18 protein-coding genes and 1 tRNA gene are annotated in these 19,897 nt (G+C 49.8%); 17 read left to right on the forward strand and 2 right to left on the reverse strand.

The window, feature by feature from the left end:
* The first annotated feature begins 13 nt into the window (after window positions 1-13).
* The 12 genes from DWY93_RS07090 to DWY93_RS07145 all read left to right on the forward strand — a co-directional run bounded on the left by DWY93_RS07090 (window position 14) and on the right by DWY93_RS07145 (window position 12,396).
* A complete protein-coding gene (locus DWY93_RS07090) occupies window positions 14-1,162 on the forward strand; it encodes an AI-2E family transporter (protein WP_181968507.1) in 1,149 nt (382 codons plus the stop codon).
* A gap of 79 nt (window positions 1,163-1,241) precedes the next feature.
* Complete coding sequence (locus DWY93_RS07095; RefSeq protein WP_117470774.1) at window positions 1,242-1,742, forward strand: N-acetyltransferase; 501 nt, start codon at window positions 1,242-1,244, stop codon at window positions 1,740-1,742.
* A gap of 285 nt (window positions 1,743-2,027) precedes the next feature.
* Window positions 2,028-2,576 (forward strand): biotin transporter BioY, encoded by a 549-nt coding sequence (locus DWY93_RS07100; RefSeq protein WP_117470804.1) that lies wholly within the window; start codon window positions 2,028-2,030, stop codon window positions 2,574-2,576.
* A 3-nt stretch (window positions 2,577-2,579) separates the two neighbouring features.
* Window positions 2,580-3,275, forward strand: a complete 696-nt coding sequence (bioD, locus tag DWY93_RS07105) for a dethiobiotin synthase (RefSeq protein ID WP_117470775.1) — start codon at window positions 2,580-2,582, stop codon at window positions 3,273-3,275.
* A gap of 124 nt (window positions 3,276-3,399) precedes the next feature.
* Window positions 3,400-4,599, forward strand: a complete 1,200-nt coding sequence (bioA, locus tag DWY93_RS07110; RefSeq protein ID WP_117470805.1) for an adenosylmethionine--8-amino-7-oxononanoate transaminase — start codon at window positions 3,400-3,402, stop codon at window positions 4,597-4,599.
* Window positions 4,600-4,809: 210 nt separating this feature from the next.
* Window positions 4,810-6,801 (forward strand): excinuclease ABC subunit UvrB, encoded by a 1,992-nt coding sequence (uvrB, locus tag DWY93_RS07115; RefSeq protein ID WP_117472078.1) that lies wholly within the window; start codon window positions 4,810-4,812, stop codon window positions 6,799-6,801.
* A 140-nt stretch (window positions 6,802-6,941) separates the two neighbouring features.
* Window positions 6,942-7,172, forward strand: coding sequence for a FeoA family protein (locus tag DWY93_RS07120; protein ID WP_117470777.1), 231 nt, complete (start codon window positions 6,942-6,944; stop codon window positions 7,170-7,172).
* Complete coding sequence (gene feoB, locus DWY93_RS07125; RefSeq protein ID WP_117472080.1) at window positions 7,169-9,166, forward strand: ferrous iron transport protein B; 1,998 nt, start codon at window positions 7,169-7,171, stop codon at window positions 9,164-9,166. Before DWY93_RS07120 ends, feoB begins: the two co-directional genes overlap by 4 nt.
* A 123-nt stretch (window positions 9,167-9,289) precedes the next feature.
* Window positions 9,290-10,066, forward strand: a complete 777-nt coding sequence (locus DWY93_RS07130; protein WP_117470779.1) for a threonine/serine exporter family protein — start codon at window positions 9,290-9,292, stop codon at window positions 10,064-10,066.
* Window positions 10,063-10,509: a threonine/serine exporter family protein gene (locus tag DWY93_RS07135; protein WP_117470780.1), complete on the forward strand. Its 447-nt coding sequence runs from the start codon at window positions 10,063-10,065 to the stop codon at window positions 10,507-10,509. The genes DWY93_RS07130 and DWY93_RS07135 overlap by 4 nt, the downstream gene beginning before the upstream one ends.
* A 168-nt stretch (window positions 10,510-10,677) precedes the next feature.
* On the forward strand, window positions 10,678-11,061 hold the full coding sequence (gene tnpA / locus DWY93_RS07140; RefSeq protein WP_117472082.1) for an IS200/IS605 family transposase: 384 nt from the start codon (window positions 10,678-10,680) through the stop codon (window positions 11,059-11,061).
* Between the two features lie 9 nt (window positions 11,062-11,070).
* Window positions 11,071-12,396 (forward strand): IS200/IS605 family accessory protein TnpB-related protein, encoded by a 1,326-nt coding sequence (locus DWY93_RS07145; protein ID WP_117472084.1) that lies wholly within the window; start codon window positions 11,071-11,073, stop codon window positions 12,394-12,396.
* Window positions 12,397-12,615: 219 nt separating this feature from the next.
* Here DWY93_RS07145 and DWY93_RS07150 read toward each other — a convergent pair whose 3' ends face one another.
* Window positions 12,616-13,563 (reverse strand): DUF5688 family protein, encoded by a 948-nt coding sequence (locus DWY93_RS07150; RefSeq protein WP_117472086.1) that lies wholly within the window; start codon window positions 13,561-13,563, stop codon window positions 12,616-12,618.
* 353 nt (window positions 13,564-13,916) lie between these two features.
* Here DWY93_RS07150 and DWY93_RS07155 point away from each other — a divergent pair, with 353 nt between their 5' ends.
* Window positions 13,917-14,255, forward strand: a complete 339-nt coding sequence (locus DWY93_RS07155) for a cupin domain-containing protein (protein WP_117472088.1) — start codon at window positions 13,917-13,919, stop codon at window positions 14,253-14,255.
* Between the two features lie 195 nt (window positions 14,256-14,450).
* Here DWY93_RS07155 and queA read toward each other — a convergent pair whose 3' ends face one another.
* Window positions 14,451-15,476, reverse strand: coding sequence for a tRNA preQ1(34) S-adenosylmethionine ribosyltransferase-isomerase QueA (gene queA / locus DWY93_RS07160; protein ID WP_117472090.1), 1,026 nt, complete (start codon window positions 15,474-15,476; stop codon window positions 14,451-14,453).
* Between the two features lie 237 nt (window positions 15,477-15,713).
* Here queA and DWY93_RS07165 point away from each other — a divergent pair.
* From DWY93_RS07165 to metA, 4 genes are all read left to right on the forward strand, one after another.
* A tRNA-Arg gene (locus DWY93_RS07165) sits at window positions 15,714-15,785 on the forward strand.
* Between the two features lie 170 nt (window positions 15,786-15,955).
* Window positions 15,956-16,969, forward strand: a complete 1,014-nt coding sequence (locus DWY93_RS07170; protein WP_207658692.1) for a pseudouridine synthase — start codon at window positions 15,956-15,958, stop codon at window positions 16,967-16,969.
* Window positions 16,945-18,915, forward strand: a complete 1,971-nt coding sequence (ligA, locus tag DWY93_RS07175; RefSeq protein WP_117472092.1) for an NAD-dependent DNA ligase LigA — start codon at window positions 16,945-16,947, stop codon at window positions 18,913-18,915. Before DWY93_RS07170 ends, ligA begins: the two co-directional genes overlap by 25 nt.
* Window positions 18,905-19,825 carry a homoserine O-succinyltransferase gene (metA, locus tag DWY93_RS07180; protein WP_117470784.1) on the forward strand — a complete coding sequence of 307 codons (921 nt, stop codon included), beginning with the start codon at window positions 18,905-18,907 and terminating at the stop codon, window positions 19,823-19,825. Before ligA ends, metA begins: the two co-directional genes overlap by 11 nt.
* Window positions 19,826-19,897: the final 72 nt, after the last annotated feature.

A 19,897-nucleotide genomic window follows, 5' to 3' on the forward strand; every position in this document is an offset into this window, starting at 1 on the left:
TGGAATCGTCCCGATGAGCGCATATCGCGGGAATTTCCGCCCATACTATGAGCAGTACAAAGGAAGTACAAATCAGAAAACGGGTGATTCCATGGTAAGTCCTGAGAAAAAACTGAAGAAATTTCTACTGATTCTGGGAATCACGGGTGCGGTATACGGAGCGTTCCGTTATTTGTTACCCCTCGTGATTCCCTTTTTATGTGCATATGGGACGGCTCTGTTTCTGCGCCCGTCGGTCCGGTTCCTCTCGAACCGCATTGCGGTGCCGTTTCGGGGGGAGATGCACCATCTGCCGGTGTCGCTTGTCGGCGGGATCGAACTTCTGGTGATGTCATGCCTTGTTTTCGGACTCTTCTACGCGGGCGGCAGCATGGCGGTGAGCCAGACGGGGCTTTTTATCCGGAGATTTCCGGACTGGCTTTCCGCCCTTGATCTGCGGCTTACGGATACCTGCCGCCTCCTGGAGCAGAAGATGGGGCTCAAGGCGGACGCGCTGGTGGAGCTTGCGGGGAGAGCAGTGAAAGAGGTCCGGCAGATGTTTAAGAACTCCACGATGCCAGTGCTCATGGACCGCTCCGTGTCTGCGCTCCGCGTGGCAGTCGCCGGGATCGTCCTTTTCTTTATCTATTTTGTCGCAGTACTCCTGACACTGCAGGAGATGGATGACATCAGGGAAAAGCGGAGCAGGTCCGCATTCCGGCGGGAATTTCTCGTAGTGGGAGAGCGGATCGCATCCGTGGTGAGCGCGTGGTTGAAGACCCAGGCGTTTATTCTGTTCCTAACAAGTGCCGTGTGTATCTTCGGACTGGCAGTGATCGGAAATCCCTATTCGTTTTTGTTTGGCTGCGGGATCGGGATCCTGGACGCACTGCCGGTATTGGGGGCCGGGACTGTGCTGATTCCGTGGGGAGTCGCGCTGCTGTTTCAGAAGGCGTGGAAAAAGGCTGCGGTGATCTTCGGCATCTATGTGGTCTGCTACTTTCTGCGTCAGATCTCAGAGGCGAGACTGATGGGGAAGCAGGTGGGGCTTTCGCCGCTGGGATCGCTGGTATCCATGTATGTGGGACTTAAATTGTTTGGATTGTCGGGGCTGATCCTGGGACCGGTGGGAGTGCTGCTGATCGGGGATCTGGTGCGGATGTATGAGGAACAGGGGAGCTGAAAAGACAGATTGTCTTGTGAAAAACACTATGATACAATGGGAACAGCAATCAGTTTACCCGTAAAAGAGGAGAACATCTATGACAGAAGATAACTTTACAGTAAGAAAAGCATCCCCAGCCGATCTCCCACGGATCCACGGGATCTACGCCGCTGCCCGCCAGTTCATGCGTGACCATGGGAACTTCAGCCAGTGGGACGGCGAGGACGCCCCGGAGCATCTGCTCCCGGGGGACATCGAGGCAGGAAATTTATATGTTCTGGAAGAAAACGGCGTGATCCATGCCGCCTTCGCCTTCATCATCGGCGCTGACCCATGCTACGCTGTGATCGAGCAGGGCGCCTGGAAGGTAGACACCCCGTACGCTGCCGTCCACCGCGTCGCAAGCGATGGTACGGTCCACAACATCCTGGGCCGGATCATGGACTTCGCCAAGTCGAAGATATCCCACATCCGGATCGACACCCACGAAAACAACAAGGTCATGCAGAGAGCGCTTGAAAAACAGGGATTTGAGAGATGCGGAATTATCTATGTCCCGGACGGAACGCCGCGGATCGCGTTTGAGTGGGGCAGGTAATCATGATGCAGAGGAAAGACACCGAATAGACCATTTGGTTTTGGAGGTGTCTTTTTTGTACAAACAATTGTTAACTATACAAGCACAATAGGTTGACAATGCGAAAATTCTATGTTATGCTCCTACAAGTCCATCTTTGCAATACCACCCGGGTTCTGAAGACGGCAGCCGCTGTTTCAGAAGGTATGGAAAGAACGGAAGAGTGATGCGCATATACAGGAAAAGGGAAATGCTTCAGATTTCTTGAGCAACCAGAAAATTCAGGAGGAAATAATTTTGAAACATATGAAAACGAAAGACCTTGTGCTGTGTGCAATGTTTGTGGCATTGATCGCGGTAGGGGCATTTATCAAAGTTCCTGTTCCGGTAGTTCCGTTTACACTTCAGTTTTTGTTTACGATGCTGGCGGGGCTGCTGCTGGGCCCTGTGAACGGGGCGCTGGCGGTCGTGGTCTATATTGTGCTGGGACTTGTGGGACTTCCAATCTTCACCCAGGGCGGCGGACCGGGCTATATCTTTCAGCCGAGCTTCGGCTACATCATCGGATTCGCTGTAGCAGCCTATGTGACAGGACAGATCGCGAATGAGAAGAGCCGTCCTGGTTACAGACGCCTGCTGGCGGCAGATTTCATCGGACTCTTTATCGTGTATGCATTTGGAATGGTTTACTATTATGTGATCAGCAATTTCGTCATAAATACGCCGATCGGTCTTTGGCCGTTGTTTTTATACTGCTTTTTACTGGCGGTTCCGGGAGATATTGCACTGTGCATTCTGGCGGCAGTCATCGGAAAACGGATGATCCCAATGATCAAAGAAGGGAGACTGGGATAGGGAATGAGCAGAAATATTTTTATTACAGGAACGGGAACGGATGTTGGAAAAACGTATGTGACGGGATTGATCGTGAAAAAACTTCGGGAGAGCGGCGCGGACGCGGCCTACTATAAGGCTGCTATGAGCGGCAATGAGAGACGGCCGGATGGCAGCCTGATCCCGGGGGACGCGCTCCAGGTAAAAAACATGTCCGGAATCCGCCAGTCCCTTGAGGAAATGTGTCCATATGTCTACGAGACAGCTGTCTCCCCGCACCTGGCATCAAGGATCGAGGGAAATCCGGTCCGGATGGAGACTGTGCTGGCGGGCTTTCAGAAGGTCTGTGAGGAGTACGAGTATGTGACGATGGAGGGAAGCGGCGGAATCCTCTGCCCGCTCTGCTTTGACGAGGCGGATATCCGCCTGCCGGAGGTAGTCAAAGCCTGCGGTCTTGGGTGTCTGATGATCGCGGACGCGGGACTCGGCACGATCAACGGTGTGGCGCTGACCGCGTACTACCTCAAAGAGCAGGGAATCCCGTTGAAGGGGATCATTTTCAATCACTATAAGCAGGGAGATGTGCTCCATGAGGACAACTGGAAAATGTGCGAGTATTATACAGGAGTTCCTGTGGTTGCCTGTGTGGCGGACGGTGACACGGAGCTTTCCATGGACGCGGAGGATTTGAAAGCGCTGTATGAGACTGCGGAAAAATGACCGTGAATATGCCGAGATTATATAGGAAGCGATAAGTGCTGACGTACTCCCGGGAATCCCACCCGCAGCAGCGGGGCAGGAAAGGGACCGGGGAGTCCATGTTAAGATGAAGGAGAAGAAAACGATGATCTGGTATCCATATGAACAGTTAAAAACAATGAAGGCGCCCTACGAGATCGTGGACGCGAACGGGGTATATCTCTATACGAAAGATCAGAAGATGATCGATTCGGTTTCATCCTGGTGGAGCGTGATCCACGGATATAAGCACCCGGTGATCAACCAGGCGATCATCTCCCAGGTGGAGAAGTTTTCCCATGTCATGCTGGGCGGGCTGACCCACGAACCGGCGAGAAAGCTGTCAGAGAAACTGGCGTCCTGGCTGCCGGGGGATCTGGATTACTGCTTCTTTTCCGATTCCGGCAGTGTGGCGGTGGAAGTGGCGTTAAAAATGGCGCTGCAGTATTATATGAACCGGGGAGATGAGAAGCGGACCATGATCCTGGCCCTGGAGCATGCCTACCACGGCGACACCTTTAAGACGATGGAAGCGGGAGACGATGAGGATTACCATTTCGTGCTGAAAGCTTACGGGGCAAGCCCGTATGTGGTCCACATTCCGACGGAGATCACGGCCCTGGAAGAGGCCTTTGAAAAGTATCATGACAGACTGAACTGTGTGCTGGTGGAACCGCTTTTACAGGGGGCGGGCGGCATGCGGATGTATGACGTTTCCTTCTTAAAGAAGGCGAGAGAGCTTTGTGACCAGTACGGTGTTCTTCTGGTCTTCGATGAGGTGGCGACTGGATTTGGCCGGACCGGCAATCGTTTCGTGGCGGATCTGGTCCTCCCGGATATTCTGGTTCTCGGAAAGGCACTGACAGGCGGATATATCGGTCATGCTGCCACCGTGGCAAACCGGAAAGTATTTGAGGGCTTCTACGATGATGTTCCGGAACATGCCCTGATGCATGGACCGACATTCATGGGAAATGCGCTGGCGTGCAGCGCGGCCCTGGCATCGATCGAACTGTTCGAGACCCAGAACTACATGGAAAAGATCAAAAGGATCGAAGCTGTGACCCGCCGTGAGATGAAGGGCTTCACAGACCCCAGGATCCGCGAAGTCCGGATCATGGGCGGCTGCGTCTGCGTCGAAGTCTACGATCCGGCCGTATTAAAAGGATATCAGGAGTATGCCTACAAGAGAGGTGTGTTCAGCCGTCCGTTCTTAAACTACCTCTACGCAATGGTGCCGTATGTGATCCAGGAGGACGAGCTGGTGCAGGTGCTTCAGTGTATGAAGGATTGGTTTGCGAGATAGGAATGCGGACAGCAAATACAGTACAGAACAAACATTCGGTTTGTTCTGTACTTTTTTTAGCTTGAATGCTATACTGGACAGGTAATATACTAAGAATGAAACGATTCCGTACATTCATAGCCTGAGGCAGAGAGACATTCCAGATCGGCTTCGCCGTTGGGATCTTTGCACTGCTTCTAATAATATCATGGATAGGTCAGGAGAAATCATATGGATCATTTTGAATTAGTATCAGAATACCAGCCCACCGGAGATCAGCCGCAGGCGATCGAGCAGCTGGTGAAGGGATTTAAAGAGGGGAATCAGTTTGAGACGCTGCTTGGCGTGACCGGATCCGGTAAGACGTTTACGATGGCGAATGTGATCCAGCAGCTCAATAAGCCGACGCTGGTGATCGCTCACAATAAGACGCTGGCGGCGCAGCTTTATTCGGAGATGAAAGAGTTTTTCCCGAACAATGCGGTGGAGTACTTTGTCTCCTATTATGATTACTATCAGCCGGAGGCGTATGTGCCGTCTACGGATACCTATATTGAGAAGGATTCCGCGATCAACGATGAGATCGATAAGCTGCGCCACTCTGCGACGGCGGCACTGTCGGAGCGGAATGATGTGATTATCGTGGCCTCCGTGTCCTGTATTTACGGCTTAGGAAGCCCGATCGATTATAAGAACATGGTGATCTCCCTGCGCCCGGGAATGGAGAAGGACAGGGATGAGGTGATCCATAAGCTGATCGACATCCAGTATACGAGAAATGAGATGGATTTCAAGCGCGGAAGCTTCCGGGTAAGAGGTGATGTGCTGGAAGTATTTCCGGCTTATTCTGGAAGCGAGGCGTACCGGATCGAGTTCTTCGGGGACGAGGTGGACAGGATCATGGAGATCGAGGCGCTGACCGGAGAGGTGAAAGCGCAGCTGGAACATGTGGCGATCTTCCCGGCGTCCCACTATGTTGTACCGAAAGAAAAGATGATGCGGGCAACGGAAAATATCCTTGCGGAAATGAAAGAACAGGTAACCTTTTTTAAGAGTGAGGACAAGCTTCTGGAGGCACAGAGAATCGCGGAACGGACAAATTTTGATGTGGAGATGATGAGAGAGACAGGCTTCTGTTCGGGAATCGAGAACTATTCCCGTCATCTTGTGGGATCTGCACCGGGACAGCCTCCGTGTACGCTGCTCGACTATTTCCCTGATGATTTCCTGATTATCGTGGACGAGTCCCATATCACGCTTCCGCAGGTCCGCGGCATGTATTTCGGTGACCGGTCGAGAAAGAAGACACTGGTGGATTATGGATTCCGCCTGCCGTCTGCCCTGGATAACCGCCCATTGAATTTTGAGGAGTTTGAGACCCATATCAATCAGATGATGTTCGTGTCCGCAACCCCGTCCACTTACGAGGCGGACCATGAACTTCTCCGCGCGGAGCAGATCATCCGTCCGACAGGACTTCTTGATCCGGAGATCTCCGTGCGACCAGTGGAGGGACAGATCGATGATCTTGTGGGCGAGATCAATAAAGAAGTAGAAAAACACAACAAGGTCCTGATCACAACGCTTACAAAGCGTATGGCGGAAGACCTTACGGATTATATCAGGGAAGCCGGGATCCGCGTAAAATATCTGCACTCGGATATCGACACATTGGAGCGCGCCGAGATCATCCGCGATATGCGTCTGGATGTCTTTGATGTTCTTGTGGGAATCAACCTCCTCAGAGAGGGACTCGATATCCCGGAGATCACACTTGTGGCGATCCTGGATGCAGATAAGGAAGGATTCCTCCGTTCGGAGACATCCTTGATCCAGACGATCGGACGTGCCGCGCGAAACGCCGAAGGCCATGTGATCATGTATGCGGATTCCATTACCGATTCCATGCGGGCCGCCATCGACGAGACGAACCGCCGACGTGAGATCCAGCAGAAGTACAATGAGGAGCACGGAATCACTCCGCAGACCATAAAGAAAGCGGTCCGTGATCTGATCGCAATCTCCAGGGCTGCCAGTGCCGGCGAAGAAGAGTTCAGGAAAGATCCGGAATCCATGGACGCAAGGGAACTGGAGAAGCTTGCAAAGGAACTCACAAAGAAGATGCGCCAGGCGGCAGCAGAACTGAATTTCGAAGAGGCCGCAAAGCTGCGTGACCGGATGAAGGAAGTGAAGCAGATGCTGCTGGAGCTGGAGAAAAATTAAGATAATTGGTAACTTCTGCCCGTACCAGGCGGACGAATGTGCCAGGATACACTTATTGACAATTATTCTCAACAAGAATACAATATTTCCAGATGACAGAGTCGGTTCTGTCAATTATGATAGTGAAGGATGGACACAGGATGAAACTATATGAAGGAAATATTGGCGCGACGTATCTGGTCAAGTCAGTCCATGTGGATGAGGCAATTAACCGGCGTTTAGAGGCGCTGGGGGTAAATGAGAATACGCCTCTTCTTGTGATGAATAAGAAAAACAGCGGAACCATGATCATCAAAGTCCGTGGAACCCGCCTTGCACTGGGAAGAAGAATTACCGGTGGAATTGAGGTAAAAGAGGAGGCGGCATCATGAGCACGGGGGAGAGACCAATTACTGTCTGCTTTGTAGGAAATCCGAACTGTGGAAAGACTACGCTGTTCAATGCATTTACGGGAGCAAAATTAAAGGTCGCAAACTGGCCCGGCGTTACAGTCGAGCGGATGGAAGGAGAGACGAGCTATAAAGGGCGGAAGATCCGTGTGATCGATACGCCGGGAATCTACAGCCTTACTTCATATACGATGGAGGAACTCGTCACAAGAAGGTGCATTGAGGAAGATGGCGTGGACGTAATTGTCAACGTTGTAGACGCATCATCGCTGGAGCGGAACCTTTATCTGACGATGCAGCTTTTAGAATTAAAGAAACCAGTTATTCTGGCTCTCAATATGATGGATATCATTGAAGAGCGTGGGATGGAGATCGACCTTCACAGACTTCCTGAGATGCTTGGCGGGATCCCTGTGGTTCCGGTCTCCGCGAGAAAGCGCACAGGACTTGACGTGCTGATGCACGCTGTGGTACATCATTATGAGGAAGGTCCCCAGGGCGTGATCGTCCGCTATGACAGGGAGATCGAGGACCGGATCCAGCGGGTAGAAGACCTTCTGCGGAAGAAGTATCCGGATCTCACAAATCTGCGCTGGCATGCGATCAAGATGCTCGAATATGACAAGGAAGTCCTGAAGGACCATCCGGTCGAACTGGAACAGATCGTGCCGAGAAGCTTCGAAAAAGAGATTATCAATGAAAAATACGATTACGTGGAATCAGTAATCAAGGAATGTCTGTTTAATAAAGAAGAAAAATCACATATGACAGATCAGGTGGATAAGATCCTGACTCATCCGATCCTGGGAATTCCAGCGTTCTTTGGAATTATGGCATTAGTCTTTTTCCTGACATTCACAGTCGGGGATTTTCTGAAAGGATACTTTGAGCAGGGACTGGAACTGCTGTCGCGCGGTGTTTTGTCCGGGCTTCATTCAGCGGGAGCTTCCGACTGGGTGATTTCCCTGGTCGTTGATGGTGCGTTGGCAGGAGTTGGAGGAATCCTGACATTTCTTCCAAACATCTTTATCCTTTTCCTTGCGCTTGCGTTCCTGGAGGACAGCGGATACATGGCAAGAGTCGCCTATGTCATGAATGAGACAATGGGGCTGGTCGGACTTTCCGGCCGTGCGTTTCTGCCGATGCTGCTGGGATTTGGCTGTACAGTTCCCGCGGTCATGGCGACCAGGGCGCTGGAGAATCAGAGAGACCGCTTGAAGACGATCCTTATCACACCGTTTATGTCCTGCTCAGCGAGACTTACGATCTATGTTTTGCTGGCGGATATGTTCTTCCCGAAATCGGCAATGTTAGTGGCATATTCCCTTTATCTGGTGGGGGTTGCCATGGCGATCCTCATCGCGCTTATTGTACATAGAATGACAGACGATAAAACTGAGAATGCTCTTCTGATCGAACTTCCGGAATATAAGATTCCGAATCTCAGAACTGTGGCGATCTATGTCTGGGAAAAAATTAAAGATTACCTGACAAAGGCGGGGACAACGATCTTCCTGGCATCGATCATCCTGTGGTTTGTCATGAATGTGGGACCGGCGGGATTTATTTCTGATGTGGCGGACAGCTTTGCGGCAAAATTCGGACAGATCCTTGTGCCGGTACTAAAGCCGGTTGGTCTTGGAAGCTGGCAGATTGCGGTAGCATTGATCTCCGGAATCTCCGCAAAGGAGGTCGTTGTCTCGAGTATGTCTGTTCTTTATGGGATCGGCAATATCAATTCGGCAGCTGGAATGGCGGAACTCTTAGGAATCCTTGGGGGAACAGGATTCACAGCAGTGAACGCTTATGCGCTCATGGTATTCTGCCTTCTCTATACACCGTGTATTGCGACGATCGCAACGATCAAGAGGGAAACACAGTCCTGGAGATGGACATTGGGGATGGTCATGTTCCAGCTTGTGCTTGCCTGGTCGGCGGCATTTCTTGTATTCCAGATCGGAAGCCGCCTGTTCTGATCAAAAAAATCTTGAAACTATAACTGCTGCCATGCCTGGCAGAAGATTTACAATAGTGGATCTTGCAGCAAATGGGTTATATAGCGGTTATAAAAATAAAAGGGGTTAAAAAAGGGGTAATAAATGAACGAAAAAACACTGCTGGAAGCTGTGGTGCTGGCGGGTGAGCTCATGCTTGTCAGCGGAGCGGAGATCTACAGGGTGGAAGACACCATGAATCATATGCTGAAACGATCGGAGTACGAACAGACGGAAACGATCGTATATGGAACGGGAATCTTTGTCACGCTGAGCGATCCAAATAAGGAACCGCTGACCCGCGTCAAGCGTGTTGCGGCCAGATGCACCAGCATCAACCGGATCTGCCTGGTAAACGATGTATCGCGCCATTTCTGTGAGGGAAAGATCACGGTGGAGGAGGCGCTAAGACAACTGCAGGAGATCCAGGCACCAACGACGGTCCAGTATGACTGGCTGACTCAGGGACTGGGATATGTTGGTGTTTCGGCGTTCTTTGCGCCTATGTTCGGCGGCTCCCTAGGAGACTTTCTGGCGGCAGCGGTAGTTGGTGTCTGTCTTGCAGTAGCCGTATGGATTGGAAAAACCTTGAAATTCAACGATTTCTGCTTTAACGCGTTTGGAGCGTTTGTGCTTGCGTTTTCAGCCATGACGATCTGCCACTCTTATCCGGGACTGAATTCAGATACGATCATCGTCAGCGCTGTCATGCCGCTTGTCCCGGGAGTAACGTTTACAACGGCGATCCGTGATACCTTAAACGGGGACTACGCAGCCGGATCCGCCAGAATTCTGGAAGCGATCGTTGTGGGACTTGCAGTTGCGTTTGGAGTTGGTGCGGGACTTCTTGTAGCCCGCAGCATGGAAGGAGGACTCTTATGATCATACAGGTATTCAGCGCGTTCTGGGCGGTCGCGATGTTCTCCATTCTGACGGAGACTCCGAAAAAGTTCCTTCCGTACGCGGCTTTTTCCGGCGGATTTGCCTGGTGGGCATATTTAATAATCAATAATCTGACTCATTCAACACTCCAGGCCGCATTCTTTTCGATCCTCGCGGTAGCGTTTCTGAGTCATATTCTTGCCAGGATCATGAAAGCACCGGTGACGGTATTCCTCATCGCAGGAATCCTTCCGTCTGTGCCTGGAGCAGGAATCTACCGTACAGTATATTACCTGATCCAGGGAGACCAGACACTTTCAACCCGTTACTTGATCTCGACGCTTCACACGGCAGGCGCGATCGCCCTGGCGATCTTTATCACAGATTCTGTTGTCAACCTTGTGCATCTTTATCATGAAGGAAGTCATGCGAGACGAAATTGAAAAACACGCACCGCATTCTCGTTACTTCAGTGATGAGTTAGGTGCGCTATTTATTTACAATAATATCGAACGTATGTTTACATGCTGAGTAACATATGGTATAATATCCATATGGAAAAAGATATATTTACTATTAAAGAAAATACTCTTTCGTAGGGTAGAGGATATGTGTACTCGCTTCAATATCATCTGGTCTGGTGCACGAAATACCGGAAGAAAGTTCTGGCCAATGGTGTAGATCAGGATTGCAAAGAAATGTTGCAGGAAATCGCGCAAAAATATCAATTTCGGATCCTTGCGATGGAAGTAATGCCGGACCATATCCACCTGTTACTGGATTGTAAACCGCAGTTCTTTATTTCGGATATGATCAAGATCATGAAAGGAAATCTTGCGAGACAGTTGTTTCTTGCACATCCGGAACTGAAAAGGGAACTGTGGGGCGGACATCTCTGGAACCCATCTTACTGCGCTGTGACCGTCAGTGACCGAAGCCGGGAACAGATCATGGCTTATATCGAAGGACAGAAAGAAAAAGAGAACAGAAAGTAGAGGAAACCTATGCAGGTCGTATCCAGCTATGGCGCGGAAATTAAAAATAAGAATATCCCGATCCGCCATACGCTGGCGCTTTACCGGGAGGCGGTCCGCTGTCTGACGGAGATATATGAGACCGTATGGACAGAGTTATCCATGATCGATCAGATAAAACGGAGATTTAACGAGGCGGAACATCTGGTACATGAAACAAAGAAGAATCATGCAAGATTTGACTTCGATGCCCGTTTTCCGAAAATGCCGTCATATCTGAGAAGAGCGGCGATCCAGCATGCGCTCAGGAGTGTTTCCTCGTACCATACAAGGCTGGAACAGTGGAAAAATGGAGCGATTTCCGGAAAACCGAAGCTTGTATATGAAAACCATGCGATGCCGGTATTTTATCAGGATGTCATGTACAAACCAGGAGAAGAGAGTGAAGACGCGGCCTGCCTGAAACTTTATGATGGTCATGACTGGAAATGGTTCCGCGCAGGTCTGCTTCATACGGATATGGAGTACCTGCGTAGGCACTGGTCCGGAAAAAAGTCTTCTGCTCCGGTTTTGGAAAAACGACGTCAGAAATATTTTCTCCGCTTTTCTTATACGGAAGAAGTTACATTATCAAAAACATCTGTAAAGGATCAGATCATCTGCAGTGTGGATCTCGGGATCAATACGGATGCAGTCTGCAGTATCATGCGGTCAGACGGAACTGTCCTGAACCGGAAATTTATCAATTTCCACAGTGAAAAAGACCGGCTGTCCCATGTACTCGGAAGGATCCGGAGATTCCAGAAGGAACACGGTTCCAGGCAGATCGGAAGCCGATGGGCGTATGCGAAACGTCTGAATACGGAACTTGCCAGAAAGACTGCCCGGTCGATCGCAGAATATGCCCGTGAGAATCATGCGGATGTGATCGTGTTTGAGTATCTGGAAATGAAGGGAAAGATTTCAGGAAAGAAACGACAGAAACTGCATCTTTGGAAAAAACGGGAGATCCAGACTATGTGTGAACACAAAGCACACCGGTATGGGATCCGTGTGTCCCGTGTCTGCGCATGGAATACCAGCCGTCTGGCGTATGATGGAAGCGGACCGGTCAGCCGAGATCCGAAGAACCACAGCCTGTGTGTTTTCCAATCTGGAAAACAGTATAACTGTGATCTGTCAGCATCCTACAATATCGGAGCGAGATACTGGATTCGGGAAATCATAAAAACCTTACCGGAAACGGAAAGGTCTTCACTGGAGGCAAAAGTACCTGCGGTGAAGCGCAGAACCTCATGCGTTTATGCTGACCTGCTCATCCTTCAGAATGAGTATGGATGTTCGAAAGCTGCATAAACACAGGCAGATATCCGGAGGACTACCTGTTATGTGGAACCCAGCCGTACCCGGCATGGAGGATGCGCATATCTGCGCAGTTCTAAGTTTCAGGCGTATCCGCCGGTATCCGGTCTTGCCGTTTAAAACGGCTGAGAAGCATGTGGCTTTAGTCATGTGAGGTTCACTGGCTGGTTGACGGCGGTAGAATGTGTGCTGTGCAGCAACGTTTGCCTGCACTTAAACACATGTAGCCGAGTCTGCGGAAGAACCACAAGGAGATTCCGTAAAGATCTGCAGCTTATCCGTTTCCCTGCGATACAGATACATGTTATCAGAGAGAAAGTCTTCCGGCTGGATCGATTCGCGGTTGACATTTTTGATCGTATTGCAGAAGACATGATAGTCATGTTCCGTAAAATTTTCTGAATCAGCGAGGATCAGAACCTCGTGGATACTGGATGGAAGGATGAGAAGATCACTTCCAAACTCGTCCGCGAGGTCTTTTAATTTATCAGGATAGAGGACGCAGGCGGCGCCGTTGTGCGCAGCATCGTTCGTGAGGACATAGAGCGTCGGAACAGGGCAGTCTTCGGACACAAAGTCGGCAGCTCCGGGGAAATATTCCTTGATCACCGTTTCAAGGCGGCGGAAACTTGCAGAAAAAATCCGAGGTGTATTTTCTTTTGCGAGAGCAAAAAGTTCTTCCGCCGTCACATTCCAGGAAGCAGATACAGTGTTCGTGATGACAGAGCTGATCTGGGTTTCACCTTCAGACTGGATGATCAGGGAGAAGATCACCGCGAGATCCAGGAAAGGGATCCAGGGAATCGTTTTTAACAGCTCCGCGTTTTTATCGCGGGAGATAAGCCGCCAGGTAACCTGGTTTCGTAATTCCTCAAAGTTGTTTAAGGAAGTGAGACTTGTCACGGAAACAGGAAGCTGTGTGTCGGTGATCGATATCATATATTCACAGAGTTCTGCCAGTGTGCGGCCTTTTTCAAATTGTTCATACAGCATCTCCAGGGAGATCACGGGGGAACAGTGTTTCTCCGATCTTAAGAGAGCCAGGGAATCAAGAACAACGCCGTTGTTTTTGAGCACATGTTCCCTGTGGATCGAGTAGCTGGTGTCCAGCCTGTTAAAAAGTTCCTCCTGCAGTGCGGCACAAAATTCTTCGTAGTTCATTGTAATACCTCCTGATGTGTTTTTAGATCGATAGATTTGTTTTCTTGATTTGAAGAATAGAAATTAGAATGTTTTTTGCAGCGGCCCGGCGGGAAGCGGATATTCATACTGCTTAGATTGGCCCGGCTAAAAATCAGGATGCCGGGCAGCCACGGGACGTAAAATGAAAGGATAGGTGTATTTTACCGAAATCCTGTTCGAAAATCAATCGTGATGATTCACAAGAATCGCCCTTTGAAATTGACATGCAGACAAAAAACAGTTGTATTTACAACATACAAAAGGGAAATATCGTGGTAAACTAAAATTACGAGACGGATCATGGGAAGATCCGGGTGGAAAGGAAAAGAAAAATGGCTTTTATTAAAAATATTGATCATGAAACGGTTTTAAATCTTGCAGACCAGATCCACGCAGAACCGGGGCAGATCGTCAGCAAGACTCTCGCCCAGAACAAGGCGGTCAGCCTGACATTATTCGCGTTCTCCAAAGGCGAGGAAATCAGCACCCACGACTCCATCGGCGATGCCATGGTACATGTGATCGAGGGCACCGGTCAGTTTACTGTGGACAATGTAGAGCATATCTGTAAAGCCGGAGATGTTCTCGTGATGCCGGCGAAAAAGCCGCATGCGGTATTCGCGAAGGAAGATTTTAAGATGCTTCTTACGGTGGTATTTCCGTTAGATTGATACTTGAGTATACAGATTAAGCGTTCTTATATGCTTTAATGAGAGATGTTACCGCCTTTTATACTGGTGACAGAAAGATAAAAAACCCCCGGTGCAGCCACACTGGGGGTTTGCTTTTTGTCACTCGAACAGAGGAGTCACATCTCTTTAGCCGATTGGCATTTTATCATATGTAAAATATAAATTCAATATACATTAGTGAATAAACATTGCATCTCCAAAACTAAAGAACCGGTACCGCTCCTTGATCGCCTCCTGATATGCATTCAGGATGTGTTCCCGTCCTGCGAGTGCGGACACGAGCATGACAAGCGTGGATTCCGGAAGGTGGAAGTTTGTGATCAGGCAATCCAGGATCTTAAACTTGTATCCCGGATAGATAAAGATCTCAGTCCAGCCGCTTCCGGCTTTCAGGATCCCGTCATCGCCGGTTGCAGATTCCAGGGTACGGCAGCTCGTGGTTCCAACGCAGATCACACGTCCGCCATTTGCCTTTGTATCGTTGATCTTCTTCGCCTCGGACTCTTCTACGATATAGAATTCAGAGTGCATGTGGTGCTCTTCGATAGTGTCAACCTTTACCGGGCGGAAGGTTCCGAGACCGACATGGAGAGTTACATGAGCGATCTTAACACCCATCTCCTCGATCTCCTGCAAAAGTTCTTTTGTGAAATGCAGTCCTGCTGTCGGAGCGGCCGCAGAACCCTCGTTCTTGGCATATACAGTCTGATAACGGTTTTTATCCTTTAACTGGTGTGTAATGTATGGCGGGAGCGGCATCTGGCCGAGCTTGTCGAGGATCTCCTCGAAGATTCCGTCATATTCAAACTGGATCAGGCGGTTTCCCTCATCGACCACATCGATAACTTTTCCCTTTAAAAGTCCGTCACCGAAGGAAACTTCTGCGCCAACTTTCATCTTCTTGCCCGGTTTTACAAGGGTCTCCCAGACATTGTCGGATTTTCTCTTTAAAAGGAGAACTTCGATTCCTGCGTCAGTTCCAATCTTATGTCCCATGAGACGTGCCGGGATAACTTTTGTGTCGTTGATAACGAGGCAGTCACCCTTTTTCAGGTACTTTAAAATATCGCGGAAATGGCGGTGTTCCATCTCGCCGGTCTTTTTATCTAATACAAGCAGCCTGGAAGCAGCGCGGTCCTCAAGCGGATCCTGCGCGATCAGTTCCGGCGGCAGTTCAAAGTTAAAATCTGTTACATTCATTTTTCTATATCTCCTGTTTGTGCGCTCTTATCAAAAAGTTCCATGCCATTGTAGCAGAATCGGAAGGAAAAATCAATGAGACAGGCTGGAATATGGAGAAAATTGGCTGCTGTTTTCACGAGGCGTGAGCAGGGACGGGGAACATTAATTTTGTATGTGTGTCCACATTCAGTTTTTGAAAAAAATAATTCCCATCCCCTTGCAAGAATCAGAAAACTATTGTATACTACTAGAGATGCATCTGTAGCTCAGTGGATAGAGCAGTGGCCTCCGGAGCCGCGTGCGTAGGTTCGATTCCTATCAGATGCATTTTCTGATGTCCTGAAATACCGGGGCAGTGAGACAGGAAAGCGTCTGCCAGATCTGGGAAATGTCCCGGACTGACAGGCGTTTTTTCTTGCATTCGCTCCCCGGAAACGATATAATGGGCGAAAGGATAAATTTTGGATCATAAATTATTGATAAAAGGGAGAAATAGTTTGGAAGGAACGATTCGTTTAAATAAATATCTGAGTGATGCCGGAGTCTGCTCAAGAAGAGAGGCAGACAGACTTGTGGAGGAAGGGAAAGTTCTTGTGGACGGCGAAATTGCCGTGATGGGAATGCAGATACGGCCGGGACAGAAGGTGGTCTGTGACGGAAAGCCGGTGGGCGAGAAGGAAAAACCGGTATTTCTGATCGTGAATAAGCCGAGGGGAATCGTCTGCACGACTTCCGACAAGGATCATGCAGAAAATATTGTGGAATTTTTAAATTACCCACAGAGGATCTACCCGGTGGGACGTCTCGATAAGGACTCCGAGGGACTTCTCCTTATGACAAATCAGGGAGACATCGTCAACAAGATCCTCCGCGGCGGAAATGCCCACGAGAAAGAATATGCGGTAGCTGTCAATCACCCGGTGACAGAAGAATTCTTAAATCAAATGTGTGAAGGCGTCCGGATCGAGGATCTGGATGTGACCACGAAGCCGTGCCGTGCCTGGAAGACCGGAAGCCATACCTTTCATATCGTCCTGACTCAGGGCTTGAACCGCCAGATCCGCCGGATGTGCCGCGCGCTTGATTACCATGTGATGAATTTAAAGCGTGTGCGTATCATGAATCTTCAGCTGGGTACATTAAAGCGGGGAGAGTACCGGGAACTGACGGAAAAAGAGCTGGGTGATCTGATGCGGATGGTGGAGGGTTCCACAAACCTTCCGGCGCGAGAAGCTGCGAAGGCCGGAAAGCTTACGGATCCAGCGAGAAGAGAAAGAAAACCGGCGAACTCCGGATATCAGGGAAAGAAGAACGACAGAAAGCCGTTTGAAAAGGGCAATGACAGAAAACCATTCGAGAAGAAAAACGGAACCGGAAAAGTATGGAAAAATGTCCGTAAGGACGGGGAAATAAAGCCGGAAAAGAAAGCCCCCGCATCTCCGGAAAGCTGGAAACCGGGTGCGCCGGAGCGCAAGGAGCATAAAATATGGACGACAAGATCAAGAGGATGAAGGAGCTGATCCCGCTTCTTTCCGAGGCCGCAAAGGCCTATTACCAGGAGAGCCGCGAGATCATGAGCAACTTTGAATATGACAGGCTTTATGATGAACTCCTGAAGCTGGAACAGGAGACAGGGACTGTGTTCGCAGGAAGTCCGACCCAGAAAGTAGGATATGAGATCTTAAGCGAACTCCCAAAGGAGCGCCATGAACGGCCGATGCTGTCATTGAATAAGACAAAGAGTGTCGATGAACTGAGAGAATGGCTTGGAAACCAGACGGGGCTTTTATCCTGGAAGATGGATGGACTTACCGTGGTCCTGACATATGAGGATGGAGTTCTCGCGAAAGCGGTTACCCGCGGAAACGGCGAGATCGGTGAGGTCATCACTCCAAATGCCAGGACCTTTATCAATATTCCGACAACGATTCCCTACAAAGGACAGCTGATCCTGCGCGGTGAGGCGGTGATCAGCTATTCGGATTTCGAAAAATTAAATGATTCCATCGCTGATGTGGATGCGAAGTATAAGAATCCGAGAAACCTCTGCAGCGGTTCCGTGCGCCAGCTGAACAGCAGGATCACAGCCTCAAGAAATGTCCGGTTTATGGCCTTTGCACTGGTCCGTGCGGACGGTGTGGACTTTAAAAATTCCAGAAAAGAGCAGTTTTTGTGGCTTTCCGGCCTTGGATTTGAGACCGTGGAATTTGTGGAAGTGACCGCGGAGACACTTTCCGGGGCAGTCCGCAGATTCGCTGAAAAGATCGAGCACTACGATATCCCGTCAGATGGTCTTGTGCTGTTATATGATGACATCGCATACGGACAGTCCTTGGGGCGGACTGCAAAATTTCCGAGAGATTCCATCGCTTTTAAATGGGCGGATGAGATTCAGGAGACGACGCTTTCCTACATTGAATGGAGCGCTTCGCGGACAGGACTGATCAATCCGGTTGCCGTGTTTGAGCCTGTGGAGCTGGAAGGAACCACAGTAAGCCGCGCCAGTGTCCACAACATCAGCATCATGGAAGGGCTGGAGCTCGGTGCAGGAGACAGGATCACGGTCTACAAGGCGAACATGATCATTCCGCAAATCGCGGATAACCTGACAAGAAGCGGTGTCCGTGATATCCCGGCGACCTGTCCGGTATGCGGCGGAAAGACGGAGATCCGCAATCTGAACGATGTGAAGTCCCTCTACTGTACGAATCCGGATTGTCAGGCGAAAAAGATCAAGAGCTTTGATCTGTTTGTGAGCAGGGACGCGTTGAATATCGACGGTCTCTCCGAGATGACGCTGGAGAAGTTTATCGCAGCGGGATTCATCCATGAATTTGATGATATTTTCCATCTGGACCGCCATCGTGACGCTATCGTGACGATGGAAGGTTTCGGTGAAAAGTCTTATGAGAATCTCATAGCGGCTGCAAAGAACGCGTCCCACACCACACTTCCGAGGCTGATCTTTGGTCTCGGAATCGCGGGGATCGGTCTCGCCAACGCGAAGGTGATCTGCCGGCATTTCGATTTCAATCTGGATGCCATGCGGAAGGCTGGCGCGGAAGAGCTGTGCTCTATTGATGGAATCGGCGGCGTGCTTGCGGATGCGTGGGTGACGTACTTTAAGAATGACAGGAACAACGAGACACTGGATCATTTGCTGGCAGACCTTACGTTCGAAAAGGAAGTCAGGAACGAGGAGCAGACATTAGCCGGGAAGACCTTTGTGATCACCGGTTCCGTGGAGCGTTTCGCGAACAGGAAGGAGCTTCAGGAAAAAATAGAAGCTCTGGGCGGAAAGGCTGCCGGTTCCGTATCAGCAAAGACCAGTTATCTGATCAACAATGATGTGACATCCAATTCGTCAAAGAATAAGAAGGCAAGAGAACTTGGCATTCCGATCCTTTCCGAAGCGGATTTTCTGAAGATGATAGGAGAAGAAGAAAATGCCGATTAAAATACAGAATGGATTGCCGGCAAGAGCGATCCTTGAGAGCGAAAATGTATTCATTATGGATGAAGACCGCGCGGAGAGCCAGGATATCCGTCCGTTAGAGATCCTGATCTTAAATCTCATGCCGTTGAAGGAGGACACGGAGACCCAGCTTTTAAGAGCCCTTTCCAATACACCTCTCCAGGTGGAGTGTACTTACATGACCATGTCCACCCATGAGTCCACCCACACCTCCGCCAGCCACTTAAATAAGTTTTATGTGACATTCCCGGAGATCAAGAAGAAACATTTCGACGGAATGATCATCACCGGCGCACCGGTGGAGCTGATGGAGTTTGAGGAGGTCAATTACTGGGAGGAGCTGACCCGGATCATGGAATGGAGCAAGACCCATGTGACATCCACCATGCATCTGTGCTGGGGAGCCCAGGCCGGACTTTACTATCATTACGGAATCCCGAAACACTTACGGAAAGAAAAACTTTCCGGTGTGTATACACAGAAAGCGCTGGATAAGCGTGTTCCGTTACTCCGAAGTTTTGACGATTACTTTAAGTGCCCGCATTCCCGCTATACAGAAGTGTGGGAGGAGGATATTTTAAAGCACCCGGAACTCCGGATCCTCGCTAAATCCGATGAGGCAGGCGTCTTCCTTGTCATGAACCAGGACGGAAGCCAGATCTTCGTCCAGGGCCACCCGGAGTACGACCGTATGACCTTAAACAACGAGTATCACCGCGACCTCAATAAAGGCTTAAATCCGGCACTCCCGGTCCACTACTATGAGCATGATGACCCGTTCTCTGTTCCACCGCTTATGTGGAGAAATATGGCGAATACGCTGTATACGAACTGGCTGAACTACTACGTATATCAGGTTACTCCGTATACGCTGGAGGAGGACACGGAGTAGAAGGTTCGAAATCCCTTATTTTATGCGGGATTTAGGATCTTAAAGTTTCAATAAGTCCCCTATTCACGGAGA

It is taken from the genome of Clostridium sp. AF28-12 (genome assembly GCF_003435225.1).
Taxonomy (GTDB): Bacteria; Bacillota; Clostridia; order Lachnospirales; family Lachnospiraceae; genus Pilosibacter; species Pilosibacter fragilis.